The sequence below is a fragment of the Taklimakanibacter deserti genome, assembly GCA_003574785.1.
In genome coordinates, this window is sequence record QORU01000011.1 from 255,399 (window position 1) to 274,067 (window position 18,669).

19 protein-coding genes and 1 pseudogene are annotated in these 18,669 nt (G+C 63.1%); 13 read left to right on the forward strand and 7 right to left on the reverse strand.

From position 1 onward, the window contains the following. The 3 genes from DS839_RS23545 to DS839_RS23555 all read left to right on the forward strand — a co-directional run bounded on the left by DS839_RS23545 (window position 1) and on the right by DS839_RS23555 (window position 4,168). Window positions 1-1,377: a glutamine synthetase family protein gene (locus tag DS839_RS23545; protein ID WP_119272924.1), complete on the forward strand. Its 1,377-nt coding sequence runs from the start codon at window positions 1-3 to the stop codon at window positions 1,375-1,377. 94 nt (window positions 1,378-1,471) lie between these two features. Further along, window positions 1,472-2,632: an acetyl-CoA acetyltransferase gene (locus tag DS839_RS23550; protein WP_119272925.1), complete on the forward strand. Its 1,161-nt coding sequence runs from the start codon at window positions 1,472-1,474 to the stop codon at window positions 2,630-2,632. A 93-nt stretch (window positions 2,633-2,725) separates the two neighbouring features. Then, the gene (locus DS839_RS23555; RefSeq protein ID WP_119272926.1) at window positions 2,726-4,168 is read left to right on the forward strand and encodes a sodium:proton antiporter; all 1,443 of its coding nucleotides are present in this window, start codon (window positions 2,726-2,728) and stop codon (window positions 4,166-4,168) included. Here DS839_RS23555 and DS839_RS23560 read toward each other — a convergent pair. Next, complete coding sequence (locus DS839_RS23560) at window positions 4,159-4,674, reverse strand: TIGR00645 family protein (protein WP_119272927.1); 516 nt, start codon at window positions 4,672-4,674, stop codon at window positions 4,159-4,161. The genes DS839_RS23555 and DS839_RS23560 overlap by 10 nt on opposite strands. A gap of 66 nt (window positions 4,675-4,740) precedes the next feature. Between DS839_RS23560 and DS839_RS23565 the strand changes: the two genes are divergently transcribed. Continuing rightward, window positions 4,741-5,775, forward strand: coding sequence for a trans-3-hydroxy-L-proline dehydratase (locus tag DS839_RS23565; RefSeq protein WP_119272928.1), 1,035 nt, complete (start codon window positions 4,741-4,743; stop codon window positions 5,773-5,775). Between the two features lie 51 nt (window positions 5,776-5,826). Here DS839_RS23565 and DS839_RS23570 read toward each other — a convergent pair whose 3' ends face one another. Both DS839_RS23570 and DS839_RS23575 read right to left on the reverse strand, forming a co-directional pair. Then, the gene (locus DS839_RS23570) at window positions 5,827-6,075 is read right to left on the reverse strand and encodes a GlsB/YeaQ/YmgE family stress response membrane protein (RefSeq protein ID WP_119272929.1); all 249 of its coding nucleotides are present in this window, start codon (window positions 6,073-6,075) and stop codon (window positions 5,827-5,829) included. A gap of 100 nt (window positions 6,076-6,175) precedes the next feature. Further along, entirely contained in the window at window positions 6,176-6,916 is a 741-nt protein-coding gene (locus DS839_RS23575; protein ID WP_119272983.1) for an SDR family oxidoreductase, read from the reverse strand. 149 nt (window positions 6,917-7,065) lie between these two features. Here DS839_RS23575 and DS839_RS23580 point away from each other — a divergent pair, with 149 nt between their 5' ends. The 6 genes from DS839_RS23580 (at window position 7,066) to DS839_RS23605 (ending at window position 12,991) form a co-directional block, all read left to right on the forward strand. Beyond that, window positions 7,066-7,704, forward strand: coding sequence for a TetR/AcrR family transcriptional regulator (locus tag DS839_RS23580; RefSeq protein ID WP_368911864.1), 639 nt, complete (start codon window positions 7,066-7,068; stop codon window positions 7,702-7,704). A gap of 102 nt (window positions 7,705-7,806) precedes the next feature. Continuing rightward, on the forward strand, window positions 7,807-8,472 hold the full coding sequence (locus DS839_RS23585) for a TetR/AcrR family transcriptional regulator (protein WP_119272930.1): 666 nt from the start codon (window positions 7,807-7,809) through the stop codon (window positions 8,470-8,472). Window positions 8,473-8,581: 109 nt separating this feature from the next. Beyond that, window positions 8,582-8,980 carry a DoxX family protein gene (locus DS839_RS23590; protein WP_119272931.1) on the forward strand — a complete coding sequence of 133 codons (399 nt, stop codon included), beginning with the start codon at window positions 8,582-8,584 and terminating at the stop codon, window positions 8,978-8,980. Window positions 8,981-9,145: 165 nt separating this feature from the next. Continuing rightward, window positions 9,146-10,786 carry a L,D-transpeptidase family protein gene (locus tag DS839_RS23595; protein WP_119272932.1) on the forward strand — a complete coding sequence of 547 codons (1,641 nt, stop codon included), beginning with the start codon at window positions 9,146-9,148 and terminating at the stop codon, window positions 10,784-10,786. A gap of 157 nt (window positions 10,787-10,943) precedes the next feature. After that, the gene (locus DS839_RS23600; RefSeq protein WP_119272933.1) at window positions 10,944-11,876 is read left to right on the forward strand and encodes a phosphate ABC transporter substrate-binding protein; all 933 of its coding nucleotides are present in this window, start codon (window positions 10,944-10,946) and stop codon (window positions 11,874-11,876) included. Next, the gene (locus tag DS839_RS23605; RefSeq protein WP_119272934.1) at window positions 11,873-12,991 is read left to right on the forward strand and encodes a transporter substrate-binding domain-containing protein; all 1,119 of its coding nucleotides are present in this window, start codon (window positions 11,873-11,875) and stop codon (window positions 12,989-12,991) included. Before DS839_RS23600 ends, DS839_RS23605 begins: the two co-directional genes overlap by 4 nt. Before the next feature lie 30 nt (window positions 12,992-13,021). Here DS839_RS23605 and DS839_RS23610 read toward each other — a convergent pair whose 3' ends face one another. After that, entirely contained in the window at window positions 13,022-13,417 is a 396-nt protein-coding gene (locus DS839_RS23610; RefSeq protein WP_119272935.1) for a VOC family protein, read from the reverse strand. A 92-nt stretch (window positions 13,418-13,509) separates the two neighbouring features. Between DS839_RS23610 and DS839_RS23615 the strand changes: the two genes are divergently transcribed. Next, window positions 13,510-14,670, forward strand: a complete 1,161-nt coding sequence (locus DS839_RS23615) for an epoxide hydrolase family protein (protein WP_119272936.1) — start codon at window positions 13,510-13,512, stop codon at window positions 14,668-14,670. Here DS839_RS23615 and DS839_RS23620 read toward each other — a convergent pair. Beyond that, the gene (locus DS839_RS23620) at window positions 14,660-15,571 is read right to left on the reverse strand and encodes a LysR family transcriptional regulator (RefSeq protein WP_119272937.1); all 912 of its coding nucleotides are present in this window, start codon (window positions 15,569-15,571) and stop codon (window positions 14,660-14,662) included. The two genes, DS839_RS23615 and DS839_RS23620, sit on opposite strands and share 11 nt — an antisense overlap. Window positions 15,572-15,678: 107 nt before the next feature. Between DS839_RS23620 and DS839_RS23625 the strand changes: the two genes are divergently transcribed. Beyond that, entirely contained in the window at window positions 15,679-17,112 is a 1,434-nt protein-coding gene (locus DS839_RS23625; RefSeq protein WP_119272985.1) for an MFS transporter, read from the forward strand. On the opposite strand, the gene DS839_RS23630 is transcribed toward DS839_RS23625, so the two are convergent. Further along, on the reverse strand, window positions 17,113-17,526 hold the full coding sequence (locus DS839_RS23630; protein ID WP_119272938.1) for an iron chaperone: 414 nt from the start codon (window positions 17,524-17,526) through the stop codon (window positions 17,113-17,115). It abuts the gene before it with no gap. A 52-nt stretch (window positions 17,527-17,578) separates the two neighbouring features. On the opposite strand from DS839_RS23630, the pseudogene DS839_RS23635 reads away from it, so the two are divergent. After that, window positions 17,579-17,908, forward strand: a pseudogene (locus tag DS839_RS23635) (alpha/beta hydrolase); the annotation flags it as partial. Here DS839_RS23635 and DS839_RS23640 read toward each other — a convergent pair. Further along, entirely contained in the window at window positions 17,905-18,633 is a 729-nt protein-coding gene (locus DS839_RS23640; RefSeq protein ID WP_119272939.1) for a DUF4336 domain-containing protein, read from the reverse strand. The pseudogene DS839_RS23635 and the gene DS839_RS23640 overlap by 4 nt on opposite strands. Between the last annotated feature and the right edge of the window lie 36 nt (window positions 18,634-18,669).

Genomic DNA, 18,669 nt, shown 5'->3' on the forward strand with positions numbered 1-18,669 from the left:
ATGACCGTCATCACCCCTGGCCGTCAGTCGGAAGCGCAGAGCTTCCTCGACGCCAATCCCAATATCGAAAGCTTCCATCTTATCTGGACCGATCTCGTCGGCATTCAGCGCGGCAAGATCCTGCGCCGCGACGAGATCGTCCCCGCCTGGCGCGACGGGCGCTTCCTGCCGATCTCGGCTTTGGTGCTCGACGCCACCGGCCAGGATGTTCCCGAGACCGGCCTCGTCTTCGATGAAGGCGACCGCGATCTCCTGCTGTGGCCGGCGCCCGGCAGCATGGTGACCATTCCCTGGGCGCAAGTGCCGTCGGCGCAATATATCGCTTCCGTCCACGACCTCGACGGCAAGCCGCATTATGCCGATCCGCGCAATGCGCTGGCCGCCATCGTCGAGCGCTTCAAGGAATTCAACATGACCCCGGTCGGCGCGGTCGAGGTCGAGTTCTTCCTCATGGACCGGGAGGCTGCCTTTGCTGGGACGCCCCGGGCGCCGAAAGCGCTCACCAATGGCGCCAGGCCCCAGCATTTTCAGGCCTATCACCTCCAGGACCTCGACGATTTCGCGCCCTTCTTTCACGACCTCTATGCCTTTGCCGATATCCAGGGCCTGCCCGCCAAGACGCTGATCTCGGAATATGCGCCGGGCCAGATGGAGATCGTGCTCAGACACCGCAATGACGTGATGAAAGCCTGCGACGAGGCGATCATGCTGAAGCGCCTGATCAAGGCGGTGGCCGACAAGCACGGGCTCGTCGCCACCTTTATGGCGAAGCCCTATTCCGAATGGTCGGGCTCGGGCATGCATATCCATATCAGCTTGGGCGATGAGGCCGGCAAGAACCTCTTTGCCGCCGCGGATCCGACCGAGAACGAGCTCCTGCTCCAAGCGCTGGGCGGCCTCAAGGCGGCGATGGCCGAATCCATGCTGATCTTCGCGCCCAACGCCAATTCCTATCGCCGCTTCCGCCGCAACTCCTATGCGCCGGTCTCGGCGAGCTGGGGCATCAACAACCGCACCGTCTCTTTGCGCATCCCGGCGGGGGCGCCCGAGACCTGCCATATCGAGCACCGTCCGGCGGGTGCCGATGCCAATCCCTATCTGGTGATGGCCGCGATCCTCGCCGGTATTCATTACGGCATCGCCGAGAAGCTCGATCCGGGCTCGCCCGTCAGCGGCAATGGCTATGAGAAGCGCGCCAAATACATTCCCGGCAACTGGTTCGACGCCATCGATGCCTTCTGGCGCGCCTCCATCCTCAAGGAATATTTCGGCAAGGACTTCGTCGATACCTTCTGCACCTTGAAGGAGGTCGAGGCCGACCGCTTCTTCGCCGAGCCGACGGCGCGCGATTTCGAGTGGTATCTGCGGACTATATGATTATGTTATGGGTCAGCTGATCAAGAGCGTTTCCCGCCAAAGTTGCTCGACTTTGGCGATAAGGAAACGCTCTAAAGAAGATAGGAGCTGACCCATGACCGCCATCATCGGCTGGGCGCATTCGAAATTCGGCAAGCTCGAGGCGGAGACGCTGGAGAGCCTGATTGCCGGCATCGCGACTGAGGCGATCGCCGATGCCGGTATCCAGCCCAAGGACATCGACACGATCTATGTCGGCAATTTCGGCGGCTTCGAGAAGCAGTCCTTCCCGGCGGCCTTTGCGCTCGCCGCGTCCCCGGATCTCCGCTTCAAGCCGGCGACCCGGGTCGAGAATGCCTGCGCCACGGGAACCGCCGCCATTCACGCCGCCGACACGTCAATCAAGGCGCGCAACAGCCGCTTCGTGCTGGTGGTGGGGGCCGAGAAGATGACGGTGGCGCCGGGCGACCAGATCGGCGACATCCTCCTCAATGCCTCCTATCGCAAGGAGGAAGGCGATACGCCGGGCGGCTTCGCCGGCATATTCGGGCGCATCGCCGAGCTTTATTTCCAGCGCCATGGCGATCAGTCGGAAGCGCTCGCCATGATCGCCGCCAAGAACCACAAGAACGGCGTCGCCAATCCTTTTGCGCAATTGCGCAAGGAACTCTCGGTCGAGTTCTGCAACACCGTGTCCGACAAGAATCCGCTCGTCGCCGGCCCATTGCGGCGCACCGACTGCTCGCTTGTCTCGGACGGAGCCGCTGCCATCGTGATGTGCGACACAGAAACGGCCTTGCGCTTTCCCAAGGCGATCCATGTGCGCGGGCTCGCCCATGCGCAGGACCTGATGCCGATGTCGGCGCGCGACATCGTGAATTTCGACGGCTGCGAGGTCGCCTGGAAGAAGGCCCATGCCGCGGCGGGCACCACGCTCTCCGATCTTTCCTTCGTCGAGACGCATGACTGCTTCACCATCGCCGAGCTTCTCGAATATGAGGCGATGGGGCTCGCGCCCAGGGGTGAAGGCCGTCGCGCCATTGCCGAAGGCTGGACGCAGAAGGATGGCAAATTGCCGGTCAATCCCTCGGGCGGGCTCAAATCCAAGGGTCATCCGATCGGCGCCACCGGCGTCTCCATGCATGTCATGTCGGCACTCCAGCTCACCGGGAAGGCAGGCGACATGCAGATCAAGGATGCGAAGCTCGCGGGGATATTCAATATGGGGGGTGCGGCCGTGGCCAACTACGTTTCAATCCTGGAGCGGCTGCGCTAGCACGCCCTCGCCCCGCGCGGCGGGGACCCATTGCGATGCAATGGGGAGGGTGAGGGGCTTTCAATATCAGGTTTGGTTCGGGGCAAGCTATCAATGCACAAACACGACGGGACTTGCTTCAGGGTTCTCGCCAAGCGCATCTTGCTGCCGACTTTCTCGCTTGCTGCATTCCTCTTCCCCGGCACCGCGCAGGCGGCGGAGCTGAACGGCGCCGAGCTCACCTTTCCCTGGGCCCTGCCCTTTCTCGGCATTCTTCTGTCGATCGCGATCTTTCCGCTGCTGGCGCATGAGATCTGGGAACACCATCAGGGCAAGATCGCCGCTTTCTGGGCGGCGCTCATCGTCATCCCGCTCTTCGCGCTCTTCGATGCGGGGACCGCCATCGCCGCCCTCGGCCATGCGATCCTGCTCGAATACATCCCCTTCATCCTGCTTCTCCTGGCGCTGTTCACGGTGGCAGGCGGCATCGTCTTGCGCGGCAATCTGCACGGCTCGCCCGCGGTAAATACCGGCCTTCTCGCCATCGGCACGGCGCTCGCAAGCTTCACCGGCACGACAGGCGCCGCCATGGTGATGATAAGGCCGCTGCTGCGCGCCAATGACGACCGCAAGCGCAATGCTCATGTCGTCATCTTCTTCATTTTCCTCGTCGCCAATATCGGCGGTTCGCTGACTCCGCTCGGCGATCCGCCGCTGTTCCTGGGCTTCCTGCGCGGCGTCGATTTCTTCTGGACCACCGAACATCTGCTGCCCGAGACATTGTTTCTATCGATCGTCCTCCTCGCCTTGTTCTTCGTCATCGACACCGTCATCTATCGCAAGGACGGGCATTCGAAGCCCGATCCGACACCCGATGACGACCAGCTCAGGCTGTCGGGGACGCTCAACATCATTCTCCTCGGCGTCATCATCGGCGCGATTTTGCTCAGCGCTTCGACGGAGCTCGGCACCGTCCACCTTCTCGGCGTCGACGTCGAGATCGAGAACATCCTGCGCGACCTGGTCATGGTCGCCGTGACTTTCGTGTCGCTGGCGGTGACGCCCAAGGGGGACCGTCAGGCCAATACCTTCTCTTGGGATCCGATCAAGGAAGTGGCCAAGCTCTTCGCTGCGATCTTCATCACCATCATCCCGGTGCTGGCGATGCTCAAGGCCGGCGAGGACGGTCTGTTCGCAGCCATCGTGGCGCTGGTGACGGACGAGGCCGGCAACCCCAGCAATCCCGCCTATTTCTGGCTGACCGGCATGCTCTCGGCCTTCCTCGACAATGCGCCGACCTATCTCGTCTTTTTCGAGTTGGCGGGCGGCGATCCGCAGGAGCTGATGAATGCGCAGGCGCTGACTTTGACCGCGATCTCGGCGGGTGCCGTCTTCATGGGCGCCCTCACCTATATCGGCAATGCGCCCAATTTCATGGTCTATTCGATGGCGAGAAGGGCCAAGGTCGAGATGCCGGGCTTCTTCGGCTATATGCTGTGGTCGGGCGGCATTCTCCTGCCGCTCTTCGTCGTCCTGACCTTCATCTTCTATACGTGATCGCCGTCCTTGTCCTTCTTCGTCTCCGACATCACCTTGTCGATAAAGGCAAGGAAAATCGCCGAGACCACGAAGGCCATGTGCATGATGGTGAGCCACATGATCTGGCTCGACGTATATTGCGCCGAGTTGAGGAAGACCTGCAGGAGATGGATGGAGGAAATGGCGACGATGGTCGAGGCCACCTTCACCTTGAGCGAGCCGGCATCGATCTTGCCCAGCCAATGCACCTCGCCCTGATCGAAGCGGCTCACGAAATTCTCATAGCCCGAGATGATCACCATGACGACGAGGCTCGCCACCAGCGCCGCATCGATCAGGCCCAGCATCTTGAGGATCGTGTCGGTATCCTCGAGCACCATGACCATCGAGACGAATTCGACGAGCTTCTTGCCGAAGGAAATGGCATAGATCCCGAGCGCCAGCGCGAGGCCCAGATAGAAGACGACGAGCAGCCAGCGCGAGGCGAGAATGATCGATTCGATCAGGCGTTCGATGGATTTCATGGGGTCCTTCCGTTGTCCGGCCCATTCTCTTAGCCTATCAAATCAGGCAAACAAGAGGCGAAAATCATGCGTTCCGTCAAGGCGATTGGGATCATCGGCTGCCATGCCGAGGGCGAGGTCGGCGATGTCATCGTGAGCGGTGTTGCGCCGCCGCCCGGCGAAACCATCTGGGACCAGTCGCGCTTCATCGCCTCCGACGGCACCTTGCGCAATTTCGTGCTGAACGAGCCCAGGGGCGGCGTCTTCCGTCATGTCAACTTGCTGGTGCCGCCCAAGAATCCTGAGGCGCAAATGGGCTTCATCATCATGGAGCCCGAGGATACGCCGCCGATGTCGGGCTCGAACTGCATCTGCGTCGCGACCGTGCTGCTCGATGCCGGCATCCTGCCGATGCGCGAGCCCGAGACCGAGCTTGTGCTCGAGGCGCCGGCGGGCCTCATCCATGTCAAAGCCCAATGCCGGAACGGCAAGGCCCAGCGCATCACCTTGCGCAATGTGCCGTCTTTCGCCGACCGGCTCGATGCCAGGCTCGAAGTGGCAGGACTAGGCACCGTCACTGTCGACATCGCCTTCGGCGGCGACAGTTTCGTCCTGGCGCGGGCGAAGGATTTCGGCTTCGCCATGACGCCGGACGAGGCGCGCGATATTGCGGTCCTCGGCCGCAAGCTCGCCGATGCGGCAAATGAGCAGCTGGGCTTCAAGCATCCCGTGCTCTCGGGCTGGAATCATATTTCCTTCTGCTTCATGCTGGGCGAGCTCGAACACATGGAGGGCGCGCTGTCGAGCCGCAATGCCTGCGTCGTCAAGCCGGGCAAGCTCGACCGCTCGCCGACCGGAACTGGCTGCTCGGCCTTGATGGCGGTGCTCCACGCCAAGGGACGGCTCAAGCCGGGCGACAGCTTCATCGGCCGCTCGATCATCGAATCGCGCTTCTATGGCCGGATCGAGGAAGAGACGGCGATCGCCGGCCGCAAGGCGATCATCCCCTCGATCTCGGGCCGCGCCTGGATTACCGGCAATTCGACCTTGTTGCTCGATCCCGACGATCCCTGGCCCCAAGGCTACAGGATTGCCGACACTTGGCCTGCCCCGCAAAAATAAACCCCGGCCGCAGGGACCGGGATTTGATCATGTGCAGACGTTGCGATCGGCTCAGGCGCGTTTGACCAGTTTGAGGATGACCAGCAGGATGATCGCGCCGATGGTGGCCGCGATGATCGAACCGATCCACCCCCCGCCCAAGGACACGCCGAGCGCCGGAAACAAGTAGCCGGCGATGATCGCACCGATAATGCCGACGATGATGTCGCCGATGAGACCGAAGCCGCCGCCACTGACGATCTGGCCCGCAAGCCAGCCGGCTATGGCACCGATGATGATCGCAACAATGATGGTTTCCATTCTCCCCTCCAGCTATTGCCTCGGGGGAGCCTATCAGAAACTGTGCGTTCCGCCAGTCCTGCGAGGTCGGATTCGGCCTCGAGCTTTGCCCGGTTTTTGATCAGGCATTGGCGCCGCCATCGACCAGGATCGCGGCACCGGTGATCTGCCGGGCACCTTCGCCGGCAAGATGGACGACGGTCGCGGCGATGTCGTCGGCCGAGCCGTAATGTCCGAGCGCCGTCAGGGCCCTCTGCGCATCGGCGCTTTCGCCCTCGGCCGGATTCATGTCGGTCGCGGTTGATCCTGGTTGAACGAGGTTGACCGTGATCCCGCGCTCGCCCAGATCGCGCGCCAGCCCACGGGTGAAGCCGATGAGCGCCGACTTGCTCATCGCATAGAGGCTGACGCCCGGATGCGGAACGCGCTCACCCAGATTGCTGCCGATCGAGATGATGCGCCCGCCCTTGCCCATATGCTGCGAAGCCGCCTGAGCCGCAACGAAGGCGGCGCGCGCGTGGATCGCCATGGTCCGGTCGAACTCCTCGAGGCTCACCTCCTCGAAGGGGCCATAGGGAAAGACGCCGGCATTGTTGACCAGGATGTCGAGGCGGCCGAAGGCCTTGACCGCCTCGGCGACCGCCTTCCTCACCGCATCGGCATCGGCGCTGTCGGCGGCGATGACGAGGCCGCGCCGGCCCAAGGCTTTGATTTCGGCAAGGACGTCCTCGGCCTGGGCCTTGCCCTTGGCATAGGTGATGGCGACATCGGCGCCTTCCCTGGCCAGCCTTTTGGCGATGGCCGCCCCGATGCCGCGGCCGCCGCCGGTCACCAAGGCTGCTTTTCCGGATAGGTGGGTCATGATCTTCTCCATTTCTGTACTGATCGGTAAAATATATATGGAGGCTTGCAAGCAGCGGTCAAGGTAATTATTTACTGACTGGTATGAAAATGACGAAATCGAGTCTGGAGCATCGGCCCGAAAAGTGTGCGCGGTTTTCGGATAAGCCGATGCGCAAAAACAATGAAATGGAGCGTGGGCGGCCGCGCGGCTTCGACCGTGACCAGGCCTTGCACAAGGCCATGGAGGTGTTCTGGGAGCGTGGCTACGAAGGCACGTCCTTGAGCGACCTGACCGACGCCATGGGCATCGAGCGGCCGAGCCTCTATTCGGCTTTTGGCTGCAAGGAAGCGCTGTTCCGCGAGGCGATCGATCTCTACAACAGGACCGAAAGCCCGGCGGCGCAGAAGATGCTCGAGAGTGCGGTGACGACGCGCCAGGCGATCTCGGCGATGCTGCACAACTATGCCGAGAACTACACGCGGCCCGGCAAGCCGCCCGGCTGCATGATCGTGCTCGCGGCCCTCCTCGGGACGCCGCAGAACCGGAAAGTGCGCGATCATCTGGCGAACCACCGGCGCCAGGGGCATGAGGCGCTGAGGCGGCGCATCGAGACCGGCAAGAAGGCGGGCGATGTGCCGGCGAGCGCCGATGCCGCTGCGATCGCCGGCTTTTATTCGACCATCCTCGAAGGCCTTTCGATCAAGGCGCGCGATGGCGCCTCGCGTAAAGTCCTCACCGCCATCATCGACGGCGCCATGGCCTCCTGGGACGTGCTCGTCCATGGCCGCCCGGATGGCCGGGTTTAACCCGGCCATGGAGGCGGCCATCCAGCGATCCAAGCACGAAACATGGCCTTGTGTTGAGTAACCATATGGTTACTCTGCCTGCCACCGATTCGTGGGTGTTGCATGACGAAGGCGCGCGCCAGGAGGAGCCGGGACGCCGAGGCGACGAAGCAGGACATTCTTGCCGCGGCGACGGTGGAATTTTCCCGCAAAGGTCTGGGCGGCGCCAGGGTCGATGCGATCGCTCTGCGCGCCAAGGCCAACAAGCGCATGATCTATCATTATTTCGGCAGCAAGGAGAAACTGTTCACCGCGGTGCTGGAAGAGGCCTATGGCAGCATCCGTTCGGCCGAGCTCAAATTGCCGCTGGCCGAGCTCGAGCCGGAGGATGCGCTCGAACGGCTCATGCGCTTCACCTGGGACTACTATCTGGCCCATCCCGAATTCATCAGCTTGGTGAACAGCGCCAATCTGCACAAGGCGCGGCACGTGAAGCAATCCGAACGCTTCAGGACCTCGGGCCCGCCCTTTGTCGGGCTGGTGAGATCCATCCTCGACCGCGGCGTGGCCAAGGGCGTGTTCCGGACGGGGATAGATCCGGTCCAGCTCAACATCACCATTGCCGCCATCGGCTATTATTATCTGACCAACCGCTTCACCGGCGAGATCCTGTTCGAGCACGACTTCATGTCTGAAGCGAGCCTCGCCGAGCGTTTCGCCTTCAATCTCGACACAATCCTGCGGCTGGTGTCCCGCCATCACACTGGTGAACAAATGACGGGAAAGTGAAACTTTCGGGATTGCACTTTGCTGCGGTCATGATAACCGAAAGTGTCACCGGCCTTGCCGCGGGAGGGCGTTGCCGGTGTCGGGTCAATGAATGAAACAAGGGGAAATCATGGATTTCACATTTCTGTCGCGCTGGTCGCCGCAGCTCTTGAGCGTGCTGCGCATTATTACTGCTCTGCTGTTCTTCGCCCACGGTTCGGCCAAGCTCTTCGGCTTTCCGTTTGTCGAGGCGCTTCAGGGCGTGCCGATCGGCTCGATCTACGGCATCGGCGGCATCATCGAGATCATCGCCGGCATCCTGCTCGTGATCGGACTGTTCTCGCGCCTCGTCGCCTTCATCGTGTCGGGCGAGATGGCGATCGCCTATTTCCATACCCACGCGCCGCAGGGCTTCCATCCCATCCTGAACGGCGGCGAGTCGGCCATTCTGTTCTGCTTCATCTTCCTCTATATCGCGGCCGCTGGACCGGGTCCCTGGAGCGTCGACGCCACGCGTGGCAAGGCCTGAGTTTTGACGAATGCGTGAGGCCCTGCCTCTCCGAGACGTAGGGCCTTCATTTTACTGGATAATTTTCGAATCTAAAATTTGCACCTCGGGGCTGAATGGGGCTGGTGCGGCCGCCGCTTCCCACCTAAGATTCACCTACGTAAGGGGAATCCCGGAGGAAGGCTCATGCCCTTGGCCCGCCTGATCGCCTATTTGCCGCTGTTCATCCTGCTCTGCCTGGCGACCCCGTCCTTCGCCGCGGAGAACGATCAGGTCGCCGCCGAGTTGCGCAAGATCATCGACGCGGGCGAACCGGTGATGGGCGACCAGCAGACCGACGACCGCATCGTCGAGGTCTATGTCTTCTATGCCGCCGACCGCGACTACAAGCCGCTCTGGGTGCGCGACAACGGCCCCAAGGCGAAGGCTAAGGACGTTCTCGAGGTCTTCCGCAATGCCGGCAAGGTGGGGCTCAATCCCAACAACTACCGCATCGCCCAGATCGAGCGGATGATGACGGCGAAGACGCCGCGCGAGCTTGCCGAGCTCGAGCTCCTGCTGTCGCGCGCCTTCATCGATTTCGGCCGCGACATCAATCGCGGCGTCGTGCTGCCCAACGAGGCAAGCCGGGCGAACGCCATTATTTCAAAGGAGCTCGGCGCCCTGACCTTGATCGACGGTGCGGAGAATGCCGACTATATCGCCGACTATGTGAGGACCCTCGAACCGCAGACGCCCGAATATCAGCGCCTCAAGGGGGCGCTCGCGACCTATCGCGACATCGCCAAGAAGGGCGGCTTTCCCGTCATCCCGAAGGGCCCCGCGCTCAAGCCCGGCATGAGCGACAAGCGTGTCCCGCTCATCCGTCAATATCTGTTGCTGGTCGGCGATCTCCCGGCCGGCGCCAACCGGGACGGCGATCTCTATGATGCCGATCTCGTCGCGGCGGTGAAATGGTTCCAGTTCCGTCACGGCCTGACCGATGACGGCATCCTCGCGACAACGACTTTCGAAGCGATGGCTGTGCCGGTGGCGAGCCGCATTCGCCAGATCGAGCTCAATCTCGAGCGCCGCCGCTGGATGGACGACGATCTCGGCACCTATTACATCCTGGTCAATGTCGCCGACCAGGAGCTGAAGGTGGTGAAGGACGGCAAGACCGTGCACACGGCCAAGGTCGTCGTCGGCAAGCCCTATACCAGCACACCCGTCTTCTCCGAGAAGATGAAATATGTAGTCCTCAATCCCTATTGGAACGTGCCGCCCAATATCGCCAACGGCGAATATCTGCCCAAGCTCAAGCGCAATCCAGGCGCCTTGAGCCGCGAGCGTATCCGCGTCTTCAACGCCAGCGGCAACCAGGTCGATCCCTATAGCGTGAACTGGTCGGCCATGAGCCGCATGCCCTATTCGCTGCGCCAGGATTCGGGCGCCAAGAACGCGCTCGGCAAAGTGAAGTTCATGTTCCCCAACAAGTTCAATGTCTATTTGCACGACACGCCGTCGAAGAGCCTGTTCGACAAGGACCTGCGCATCTTCAGCCATGGCTGCATGCGGGTGCAGAACCCGCTCGACCTCGCCGCCCTCATCCTGGCCGACGAAGGTTGGACCCGCGAGCGCATCGACAACACGGTCGCCCAAGGCGGCCAGCGCATCATCAGTCTCAAGAAGCAGATACCGGTGCATGTGACTTATCTCACCGCCTGGGTGAACAAGGACGGTGCCGTCAATTTCCGCCGCGATCCGTATAACCGCGACGAGCAGCTCGCCGAGGCTCTGACCGGCGCACTTTCCGACGAGGTGCCGCTCTCGGTGTCCTCGCGCTAGGCGCAACGCGATCACACTCTTCTTCGCGGGTGCATGAGCGTCACAGGACCGTCATGACAATCCCGTAACAGCTGTGCGTTTGTCGGGCGACGGCAATGCGTTTCATCTGTTTCTGGTTTAGGGCGCTAGCGGCTGCATTCAGCGCGAGGTCGTCATCGTGACCGAGCTCCGCCAACCGGAACCGAACGGAGAGCTGCGCCCAGGCACGCGTGCCGTCGCCGGCGTCGCCATCCTCATCGTCCTGGTGGTTGGCGCTGCATCTTATTTCGGTCTTTCCAATCTGCTCGCGGTGGATGCCGCCCCTTATCAATCGCTCCAGATCGCGGGGTCCGAAAGCATGCGACCGGTCATCACCGCCTGTGCGGAGGATTTCATGGCGAAATCGCCCCGATCCGATGTGATCGTGAGAGGCGGCGGATCGGGTGAGGGAGTCTCCACTTTGCTCCACGGCCTGGTCGACTTGGGCATGTCCTCGCGCGATCTGACGGAAAAGGAGCAGCGCTATGCGGCCATCAACAATATTTCACTCTCTGCATCGCCCTACGCCATAGACGGCATCGCCGTCGTCGTTCACCCGTCGAATACGCTCTCCGAGCTCGACCTCCTCCAACTCGCGGCCATCTATTACGGCAAGATCCGGACCTGGCGCGATCTCGGCGCCGAGCGCGACGGTGAAATCTTCGCCTTGGCTCGCGCCCCGGGCTCGGGAACGGCAACTCTCTTCGCCGAGCGTGTGCTTGCCGGGGCGGACGCCGCTGCTGGCCTCAAGCTTCCCACCAACGAAGCCATCGTCGAGGAGATCGCGAAGCGCCCCGATTCCATAGGCTATTCGGGCCTTGGCGCCGTCCACGCGGCCGATGACCGTGTGAAGATCCTCGCCATTCGCGCCGATCCGCAAGGCGCTGCCGTGCTCCCGACCGCCGACGCCCTGCGGTCCAGGGATTATCCCCTGGCCCGGACGCTCTACCTCTACGGCACCAGCCCACCCTCGAAAATCGCCGAAGCGTTCCTGTCCCATTGCCTGGGGCCGAGTGGCCTGGCGCTGCTGGAGAGGGCGGGCTATGTCGCAACCGGCAGGGCCGCGCCATGAGCCATCGGCGACTTGCATCGCTAGTTGCCGCGGTCGCCGGCCTGATGCTTGCCTTTCACGTCTCGGTCGCGCAATGCCATGCGCAAGCGACGACAGGATCCCGAGACGCGAAAGTCATCGTCGGCACCATGCGGGTCGCGCCCTTCGCGTCACGCAGCGACGATGGCCACTGGTCCGGCCTCTCGATCGAGCTTTGGCGGGAAGTTGCCGCGGAACTTGATCTCGATTTCGAGTTTCGCGAATTCGACTACGACATCCAGGGCTTGCTCGATGCGATTGAGAACCGGGAAGTGAGCCTGGCGGTCGCCAACCTTCCCGTTACGCCCGAAGGCGAGGCGCGCTTTGATTTTTCACATCCTTATTTTGCCGCGGGCCTTGGCATCGCGGTACGCGCCGGCGCGCAAGGCGGCCTCGTGGGCTTCCTCAGCGCTCTGCCCTGGCCCCAGATCTTCGGCACGATCGCGCTCCTCTTCTCGGCCCTGCTCTTGGCCGGAAGCCTGATATGGTTCCTGGAGCGCCGGCGAAATCCGGCCCATTTCGATCCGGATCCGGTGAGAGGGCTGGGCGATGGTGTCTGGTGGGCGGCGGTCACCATGACCACGACCGGCTATGGCGACAAGACACCGGTTACCTGGCGGGGCCGGCTTGTCGGTCTCGTCTGGATGTTCATCAGCATTTTTTGCATCGCCGCATTCTCGGCGACGCTTGCCTCCTCATTCGTGGTCGGCCGGCTCAAGACCGGCATCAGCGGTCCCGAAGATCTACCCAAAGTGCGCCTCGGCGTCGTTGCCGGCTCCGCCGGCGAGCAATGGGCCGAGCTTCAGGGACTGAAGCCCAAGAGCTTTCCCTTTGTCATACAGGCGAGCCGGGCGCTGCAACGCGGCGAGATCGAGGCGCTCGTCTTCGAGCGCGCTATCCTCGGCCATATGATCAAGGAATATGCCTGGACGGATCTTCATATCCTGCCGCAGACCTTGGCCGTCCGCGACTACGCCCTGGCTTTCCCCGTCGGCAGTGTGCTCAAGGAGGATGTCAACCGCGCCTTGTTGAAGGTGACGCAGGACAGCTCATGGGCCTCGCTTGTGCAACGCTATGTCGGCGCAAGCGGAGACTGAACTGGTGCATGGCCAGTCTTGCAAAGCCGCTCACTGCGCCGGGCTGGTCTCGTAGCTGATGAATTCCAGCAGCGTGCCGTCCGGATCGCGGAAATAGATGCTGGTCCCCATGCCGCGGGCGCCGAAGCGCGCCACCGGGCCGAGTTCGATTGCGACATCTCGCTCGCTCAGATGACGGCCGGCCTCGGCGATGGGACCTGCCCATTCGAAGCAGAGGTCTGTGCCGCCAGGCGGCACCGGGATCTTCGCGACCGGCGCCGGCGTCATCCCTGGTCCATGCAGATTGAGCTGCGCATTGCCGATGCGGTAGACATAACCGGTCTTGTTGGGAAGCACCTCGGCGAAGAGCACGTCGCGATAGAACGCGTTCGAGCGCCCCCAGTCCGAGACATGCACCACGCAATGATCGAACTTAACCTTGCTCATGAACGCCTCCGCCAGAGAGCACTATCCTTCAAGACATCCTGCCTTGGACTGCTATCATATCATATTGCCAAACATATCCGGGAGTTGACGTTATGGCCGGTTCGATCGAGAGCTTCACCATTACAACAGAAGCAGAAGCGCTGGCCGATCTGACCGAACGCCTGAAGCGCACGCGCTGGCCCGATGCGCTCGACGACGCCGGCTGGGACTTTGGCACCGATCTCGACTATATGCGCGAACTGCAGCGCTACTGGCTCGAAGATTACGATTGGGAAAAACAGCGCCAGCGCCTCAATCGCTTCCCGCACTATCGCTACGATCACGATGGCCTGCCCATCCATTTCATCCATGCGCCGGGCAAGGGCCCCGATCCCTTGCCCTTGCTGATGACTCACGGCTGGCCGGGCAGCTTCCTCGAAATGACCCGGATCCTGCCGCTTCTGACCGATCCCGGCGCGCATGGCGGCGACGCGCGCGATGCCTTCACCCTCATCGTGCCGTCGATCCCGGGCTACGGCTTCTCCGGCCGGCCGTGGCGCCGCGGCATGAATGTCGAGGCCGTCGCCGACATCTGGGCCGAGCTCATGACGAGGCTCGGCTACCGGCGCTTCGGCGCGCAGGGCGGCGATTGGGGATCGTGGATCAGCATCGCTTTGGGCCTGCACCATCCCGAGCGCCTCTCCGGCCTTCATCTCAATTATGTATCGACCCGATTCCGTCCCGATCTCGGGCCGGGCATGCCGCCGCTCACGGAGGAGGAGGAGAACTATCTCAAGACCGTGGCTCGCTGGGCCGACGCCGAGGGCGCCTATATGGCGATCCAGGGCACCAAGCCGCAAACGCTCAGCTTTGGCCTAGCCGACTCCCCCATCGGTCTCGCCGCCTGGATTCTCGAGAAATTCCGCGGCTGGAGCGACAATGACGGGGTGCCGGAAGATATCATCGCGCGCGACGACCTCATCACCAATGTGATGATCTACTGGCTGACCAACACGATCCACTCTTCCATGCGCTTCTACAGCGAGGCGCGCGCGAAGCTCTTGCATCTGAAGCCCGGCGAGCGCGTCACCGTGCCGACCGGCGTGGTGCGCCTGCCGCGCGAGATCCCGATGCCGCCGCGGCACTGGGTCGAGCGTGCCTTCAATCTCCAGCACTGGACGAGCCTCGCACGCGGCGGCCATTTCGCGGCGCTCGAAGTGCCGGAGCTCCTCGCCGCGGATATCCGGGCCTTCTTCCGCCCGCTCAGGTCCTGACCCGCCGGACTCGCGGCCCGGCGCAGACGTCGCGAACGATCCCGCGCAGCCAGCGATGTGCCGGATCGGCATCGAGCCTGGGATGCCAGAGCATGGAGATCGTGACCTCCGGAATGGCGACCGGAAGAGGAAAGCTGTGCATGCCGGCGCGCAGCTTTCCCGTATGCCGTTCGGGGACGCTGGCGATCAGGTCGGACGCCCGCGCCAGCGCCAGCGCGGTGGAGAAGCCGCCGACGGTGGTGACGATCTCGCGTTCAAGTCCGAGCTGCCGCAGGGCGTCATCGATCGGCCCCTTATAGAGGCCACGCCTGGAGACGAGGATGTGCCGGCCCGAAGCATAGAGCGCGGACGTGACCTTGCCCCGGCTGAGCGCATGTCCCTTGCGCACTGCGCCGATATAGCGGTCGCGGAACAAAGCCTGCGTGATGAGCTCCGGGGGCGTCGTCGCCCCCACGACGCCGGTTTCCAGATCGACCGCCCCATCGAGCATGAGCCCGCTGTCCTTGTCCGGCTTCTGCACGAAGCGCAGCTTGACGCCTGGCGCTTCCTTGCCGACGCGTGCAATGAGATCCGGTCCGAAATTCTCGGCAAAGCCTTCGCTGGTCCTGAGCGTAAAGGTCCGGACGAGCTGCTTGAGGTCGAGCGTCGCCGGCCGCAGGACCCTTTCGGCCGCTTGCACGAGGTGGCTGACCTCGGCGCTGAGAGCCAGCGCCCGGGGCGTGGGCACGAGGCCGCGGCCGGCTCTGACGAGCAGCGGGTCGCCCAGCGTTTCGCGCAATCGCGCCAAGGCCCGGCTCATGGCCGATGGGCTGAGCCGCAGTCTCTTGGCGGCACGCGCCACGCTGCCCTCGGCGAGCAATATGTCGAGAGTGACGAGCAGGTTGAGATCGGGTCGCGCCATCGGCCAAGTCTAGCACAGCTCGATCGGGATGTGGCGTCAAACGCACGAATGAAGTGCAAATGCTGCATCTTCCGCCATGTCCGGCAAAGGACTATGTGCGTCAGATCATGACTTCGGAACGCTATGAAACCATCGCCGAACGGGCGACACGCACGCCATCGGCCTCGGGCGCCCTCGCCTGCCTGTCCCTCTTCATGCTGGTCTCCACGCTCGGCATCAGCATCGCCAATGTCGGCTTGCCGACTTTGGCCGAGGCCTTCGATGCTTCTTTCCAGCAGGTCCAATGGGTCGTCCTGGCTTATTTGCTCGCCATCACCACCCTGGTCGTGGGCGCCGGACGGCTCGGCGATGCTATCGGCCGTCGCCGGCTGCTCATCGCCGGACTCGTCTTGTTCACGACGGCGTCGATCCTTTGCGGCCTGGCGCCGAACCTCTCGGTGCTGGTCATCTTCAGAGCGGTGCAAGGCATCGGTGCTGCGGTTCTGATGGCGCTGACCTTGGCCTTTGTCGGTGAGACGATCCCCAAGGAAAAGACCGGCAGCGCCATGGGACTGCTCGGCACGATGTCGGCGATCGGCACCGCGCTCGGCCCGGCGCTTGGCGGCTTCCTGATCGCCGGTCTCGGCTGGCGGGCCATCTTCCTTGTCATTGCGCCGTTTGGCATCCTCGCTGTTCTTCTCGGCCTTCGCTATCTGCCGGTCGACCGCAGGAAGGCCGAACGAGGCGGCTTCGACATCCTAGGGATGCTCATGCTGGCCTTGACGCTCGCGGCCTATGCCCTCGCGGTGACGGTCGGGCGCGGCGATTTCGGTCCCCTCAACATCACATTGCTGCTCGCGGCCCTCTTGGGCACCGGCCTCTTCCTCATGATCGAAAGGAGAGCACCGTCACCGGTGATCCGGCTGGCCCTGTTCCGCGATCCCGTGCTGAGCGGCGGCCTCGCTACAAGCGCGCTCGTCGCCGCGGTGGCGATCGCGACCCTGGTGGTCGGTCCGTTCTATCTCGCTCGCACGCTCGGGCTCGATCCGGCGCGGGTGGGGCTGGTCTTGTCCATCGGTCCGCTTGTCGCCGCTTTGACCGGCATGCCGGCCGGCCGCCTTGTCGACCGTTACGGCGCACATGTCATGACCGTCCTCGGACTCTTCGCGATGGCGTCGGGCGCCCTCATCCTGTCCACACTGCCGGCGACATTCGGCATTGCGGGCTACGTCGCTCCTCTCGTCCTTCTCACCGCCGGCTATGCGCTGTTCCAGGCCGCCAATAACACCGCGGTCATGAAGGATATAGATCCAGGCCAGCGGGGCGTCATTTCCGGCATGCTCAATCTGGCGCGCAATCTCGGGCTCATCACCGGCGCCGCCGTCCTCGGCGCCGTCTTCGCCTTCGCATCGGCGGCGGCCGACATCACGAAAGCGGAACCTGCGGCCGTTGCCGCCGGCATGCGGGTCACCTTTGCGGTCGCGGCCGGCATGATGATCCTCGGCCTCGTCATCGCGCTTGCGGGCCGCGCTCTCTGGGCCCGCTCGTCGCGGCGAGTGTGATCAGCGTTTCGCCTTCTTTGTGGCCGCCTTCTTCGCCTTGGCCTTCTTCGCAAGCTCGGCGGCAACTTCCTCGGCCCGCTTCCTGGCGATGGCCGCGATCAGCGTCTTGGGCACCGGCCGATCGAGCGGGAAGCGCATCGTGGCCTTCTCGACCTCGTAAGCGGCAAGCTCCTTCTTGAGCGCCGCGACCAGGCCCTTGGTCGCCGGATAGAGCGAATAATGCTCTTTCCAGCCGGAGAAATAGACGACGGCCGCGCCATCCACCTTGTAGGCGGGAATCTGATAGGAGATCACTTCCTGAGCCTTGGGCAATGCCTTGCGGATGACGCCGCGCACCTCTTGCAGGATGCCCTGCACGGCTTTGGGCTGTGCCGCGATATAGTCATTGACGGATTTGTAATCGGTCTTGGCCATGACGGAAAAGGCTAGCGCGCCTGGCGCGCGGGGTACAGAGGGCCATTCTCTTGACGGCTATTTGTGGATCAAGCGTGACAAGTTTCACGAGAGCTTCTGCCAGGATCTGCCGGCCGATGAGGCGCTGGTCATGGCGGCGACGCAAAAGGCGCCGCTTGCCGGCACCTTCCAGGATGCGATCACGCGGCCGGCCTGGAAGAAGAAACCGTCATGGTACCAGATTTCGGGCGAGGACCGGATGATCGCGCCCGCCAACCAGAGCTGGATGTCCGGCCGCTTGAACGCCAAGAAGATCGTGACGCTCAAGGCGAGCCACGCTTCGCTCGCCTCGCAGCCCGATGCGGTGATCGCCCTCATCGAGGACGCGGTCGCCGCCGTCTAGGGCAATGCCCAGCGGAAGGCCCGGCGCAATTCGGCCTCGGCATTCGTTTCATACCAGCGGCCATGGGCGAGGATGATGCGCTCCGGCCGCCAGGCGATCATCGTCTCGACGGCCGGTCGCAGATCGCCGTAAGTCAGCCGCATGTCGCGCGTCGTCTGCCCGTCGGGATCGAGCGCGCCGCCGAGTCGGGCCAGCAGGCGGGTCCAGAAGCCGACCTTGTGCGCTTCAAAATTTTCGATCAGATCGGTGAGGATGAGCGTGCGGCTCGCTTTATGGAAGAAGACGATCTCGGTCATGTAGGATCCGCGCACCGGAAGTGTGGCGACCTCGCCGTCCCACGGATAGCCCTGGGTCGCGTCGACCTCTTGCGCCGGGAAATCGATGCGCCCTTTCGCCTGTTCCCGAATCCGCGGCGCCAGATAGACGCCCGCTTGCGGATAGAAGCGGCGCCATTCGGGAATCCACCAATAATGGATACGGTTCGGGCCGATGATCCAGCTGGGCCGGCCCAGTTCTTCGATCGCCGCCTCGAGATCAGCCGTGAGCGGCGTCGGCGAATGGATGAACAGCCGATCGCCGGCGAGACGCAGCACGGTCATGCGCGTCGGAAAAGGCATTTTCAGGAAGGCCAGGCCGAAGCGAATCTCCGGTCCGTCGACGACCCAGACGTCGCCGGCGACGGGCTTCGGCACATTGAGCGGTGGATAGGTGACCTGCACGGGCATGCCGGCGACTATCCGGCGATAGGCCAAGGCAGGCAA

Excerpts from the sequence above, each read along its gene's own strand:
- DS839_RS23545 (WP_119272924.1), top strand. The coding sequence starts at position 1 with ATGACCGTCATCACCCCTGGCCGTCAGTCGGAAGCGCAGAGCTTCCTC.
- DS839_RS23550 (WP_119272925.1), top strand. The coding sequence starts at position 1,472 with ATGACCGCCATCATCGGCTGGGCGCATTCGAAATTCGGCAAGCTCGAG.
- DS839_RS23555 (WP_119272926.1), top strand. The coding sequence starts at position 2,726 with ATGCACAAACACGACGGGACTTGCTTCAGGGTTCTCGCCAAGCGCATC.
- DS839_RS23560 (WP_119272927.1), bottom strand. The coding sequence starts at position 4,674 with ATGAAATCCATCGAACGCCTGATCGAATCGATCATTCTCGCCTCGCGC.
- DS839_RS23565 (WP_119272928.1), top strand. The coding sequence starts at position 4,741 with ATGCGTTCCGTCAAGGCGATTGGGATCATCGGCTGCCATGCCGAGGGC.
- DS839_RS23570 (WP_119272929.1), bottom strand. The coding sequence starts at position 6,075 with ATGGAAACCATCATTGTTGCGATCATCATCGGTGCCATAGCCGGCTGG.
- DS839_RS23575 (WP_119272983.1), bottom strand. The coding sequence starts at position 6,916 with ATGACCCACCTATCCGGAAAAGCAGCCTTGGTGACCGGCGGCGGCCGC.
- DS839_RS23580 (WP_368911864.1), top strand. The coding sequence starts at position 7,066 with ATGCGCAAAAACAATGAAATGGAGCGTGGGCGGCCGCGCGGCTTCGAC.
- DS839_RS23585 (WP_119272930.1), top strand. The coding sequence starts at position 7,807 with ATGACGAAGGCGCGCGCCAGGAGGAGCCGGGACGCCGAGGCGACGAAG.
- DS839_RS23590 (WP_119272931.1), top strand. The coding sequence starts at position 8,582 with ATGGATTTCACATTTCTGTCGCGCTGGTCGCCGCAGCTCTTGAGCGTG.
- DS839_RS23595 (WP_119272932.1), top strand. The coding sequence starts at position 9,146 with ATGCCCTTGGCCCGCCTGATCGCCTATTTGCCGCTGTTCATCCTGCTC.
- DS839_RS23605 (WP_119272934.1), top strand. The coding sequence starts at position 11,873 with ATGAGCCATCGGCGACTTGCATCGCTAGTTGCCGCGGTCGCCGGCCTG.
- DS839_RS23610 (WP_119272935.1), bottom strand. The coding sequence starts at position 13,417 with ATGAGCAAGGTTAAGTTCGATCATTGCGTGGTGCATGTCTCGGACTGG.
- DS839_RS23615 (WP_119272936.1), top strand. The coding sequence starts at position 13,510 with ATGGCCGGTTCGATCGAGAGCTTCACCATTACAACAGAAGCAGAAGCG.
- DS839_RS23620 (WP_119272937.1), bottom strand. The coding sequence starts at position 15,571 with ATGGCGCGACCCGATCTCAACCTGCTCGTCACTCTCGACATATTGCTC.
- DS839_RS23625 (WP_119272985.1), top strand. The coding sequence starts at position 15,679 with ATGACTTCGGAACGCTATGAAACCATCGCCGAACGGGCGACACGCACG.
- DS839_RS23630 (WP_119272938.1), bottom strand. The coding sequence starts at position 17,526 with ATGGCCAAGACCGATTACAAATCCGTCAATGACTATATCGCGGCACAG.
- DS839_RS23640 (WP_119272939.1), bottom strand. The coding sequence starts at position 18,633 with ATGCCCGTGCAGGTCACCTATCCACCGCTCAATGTGCCGAAGCCCGTC.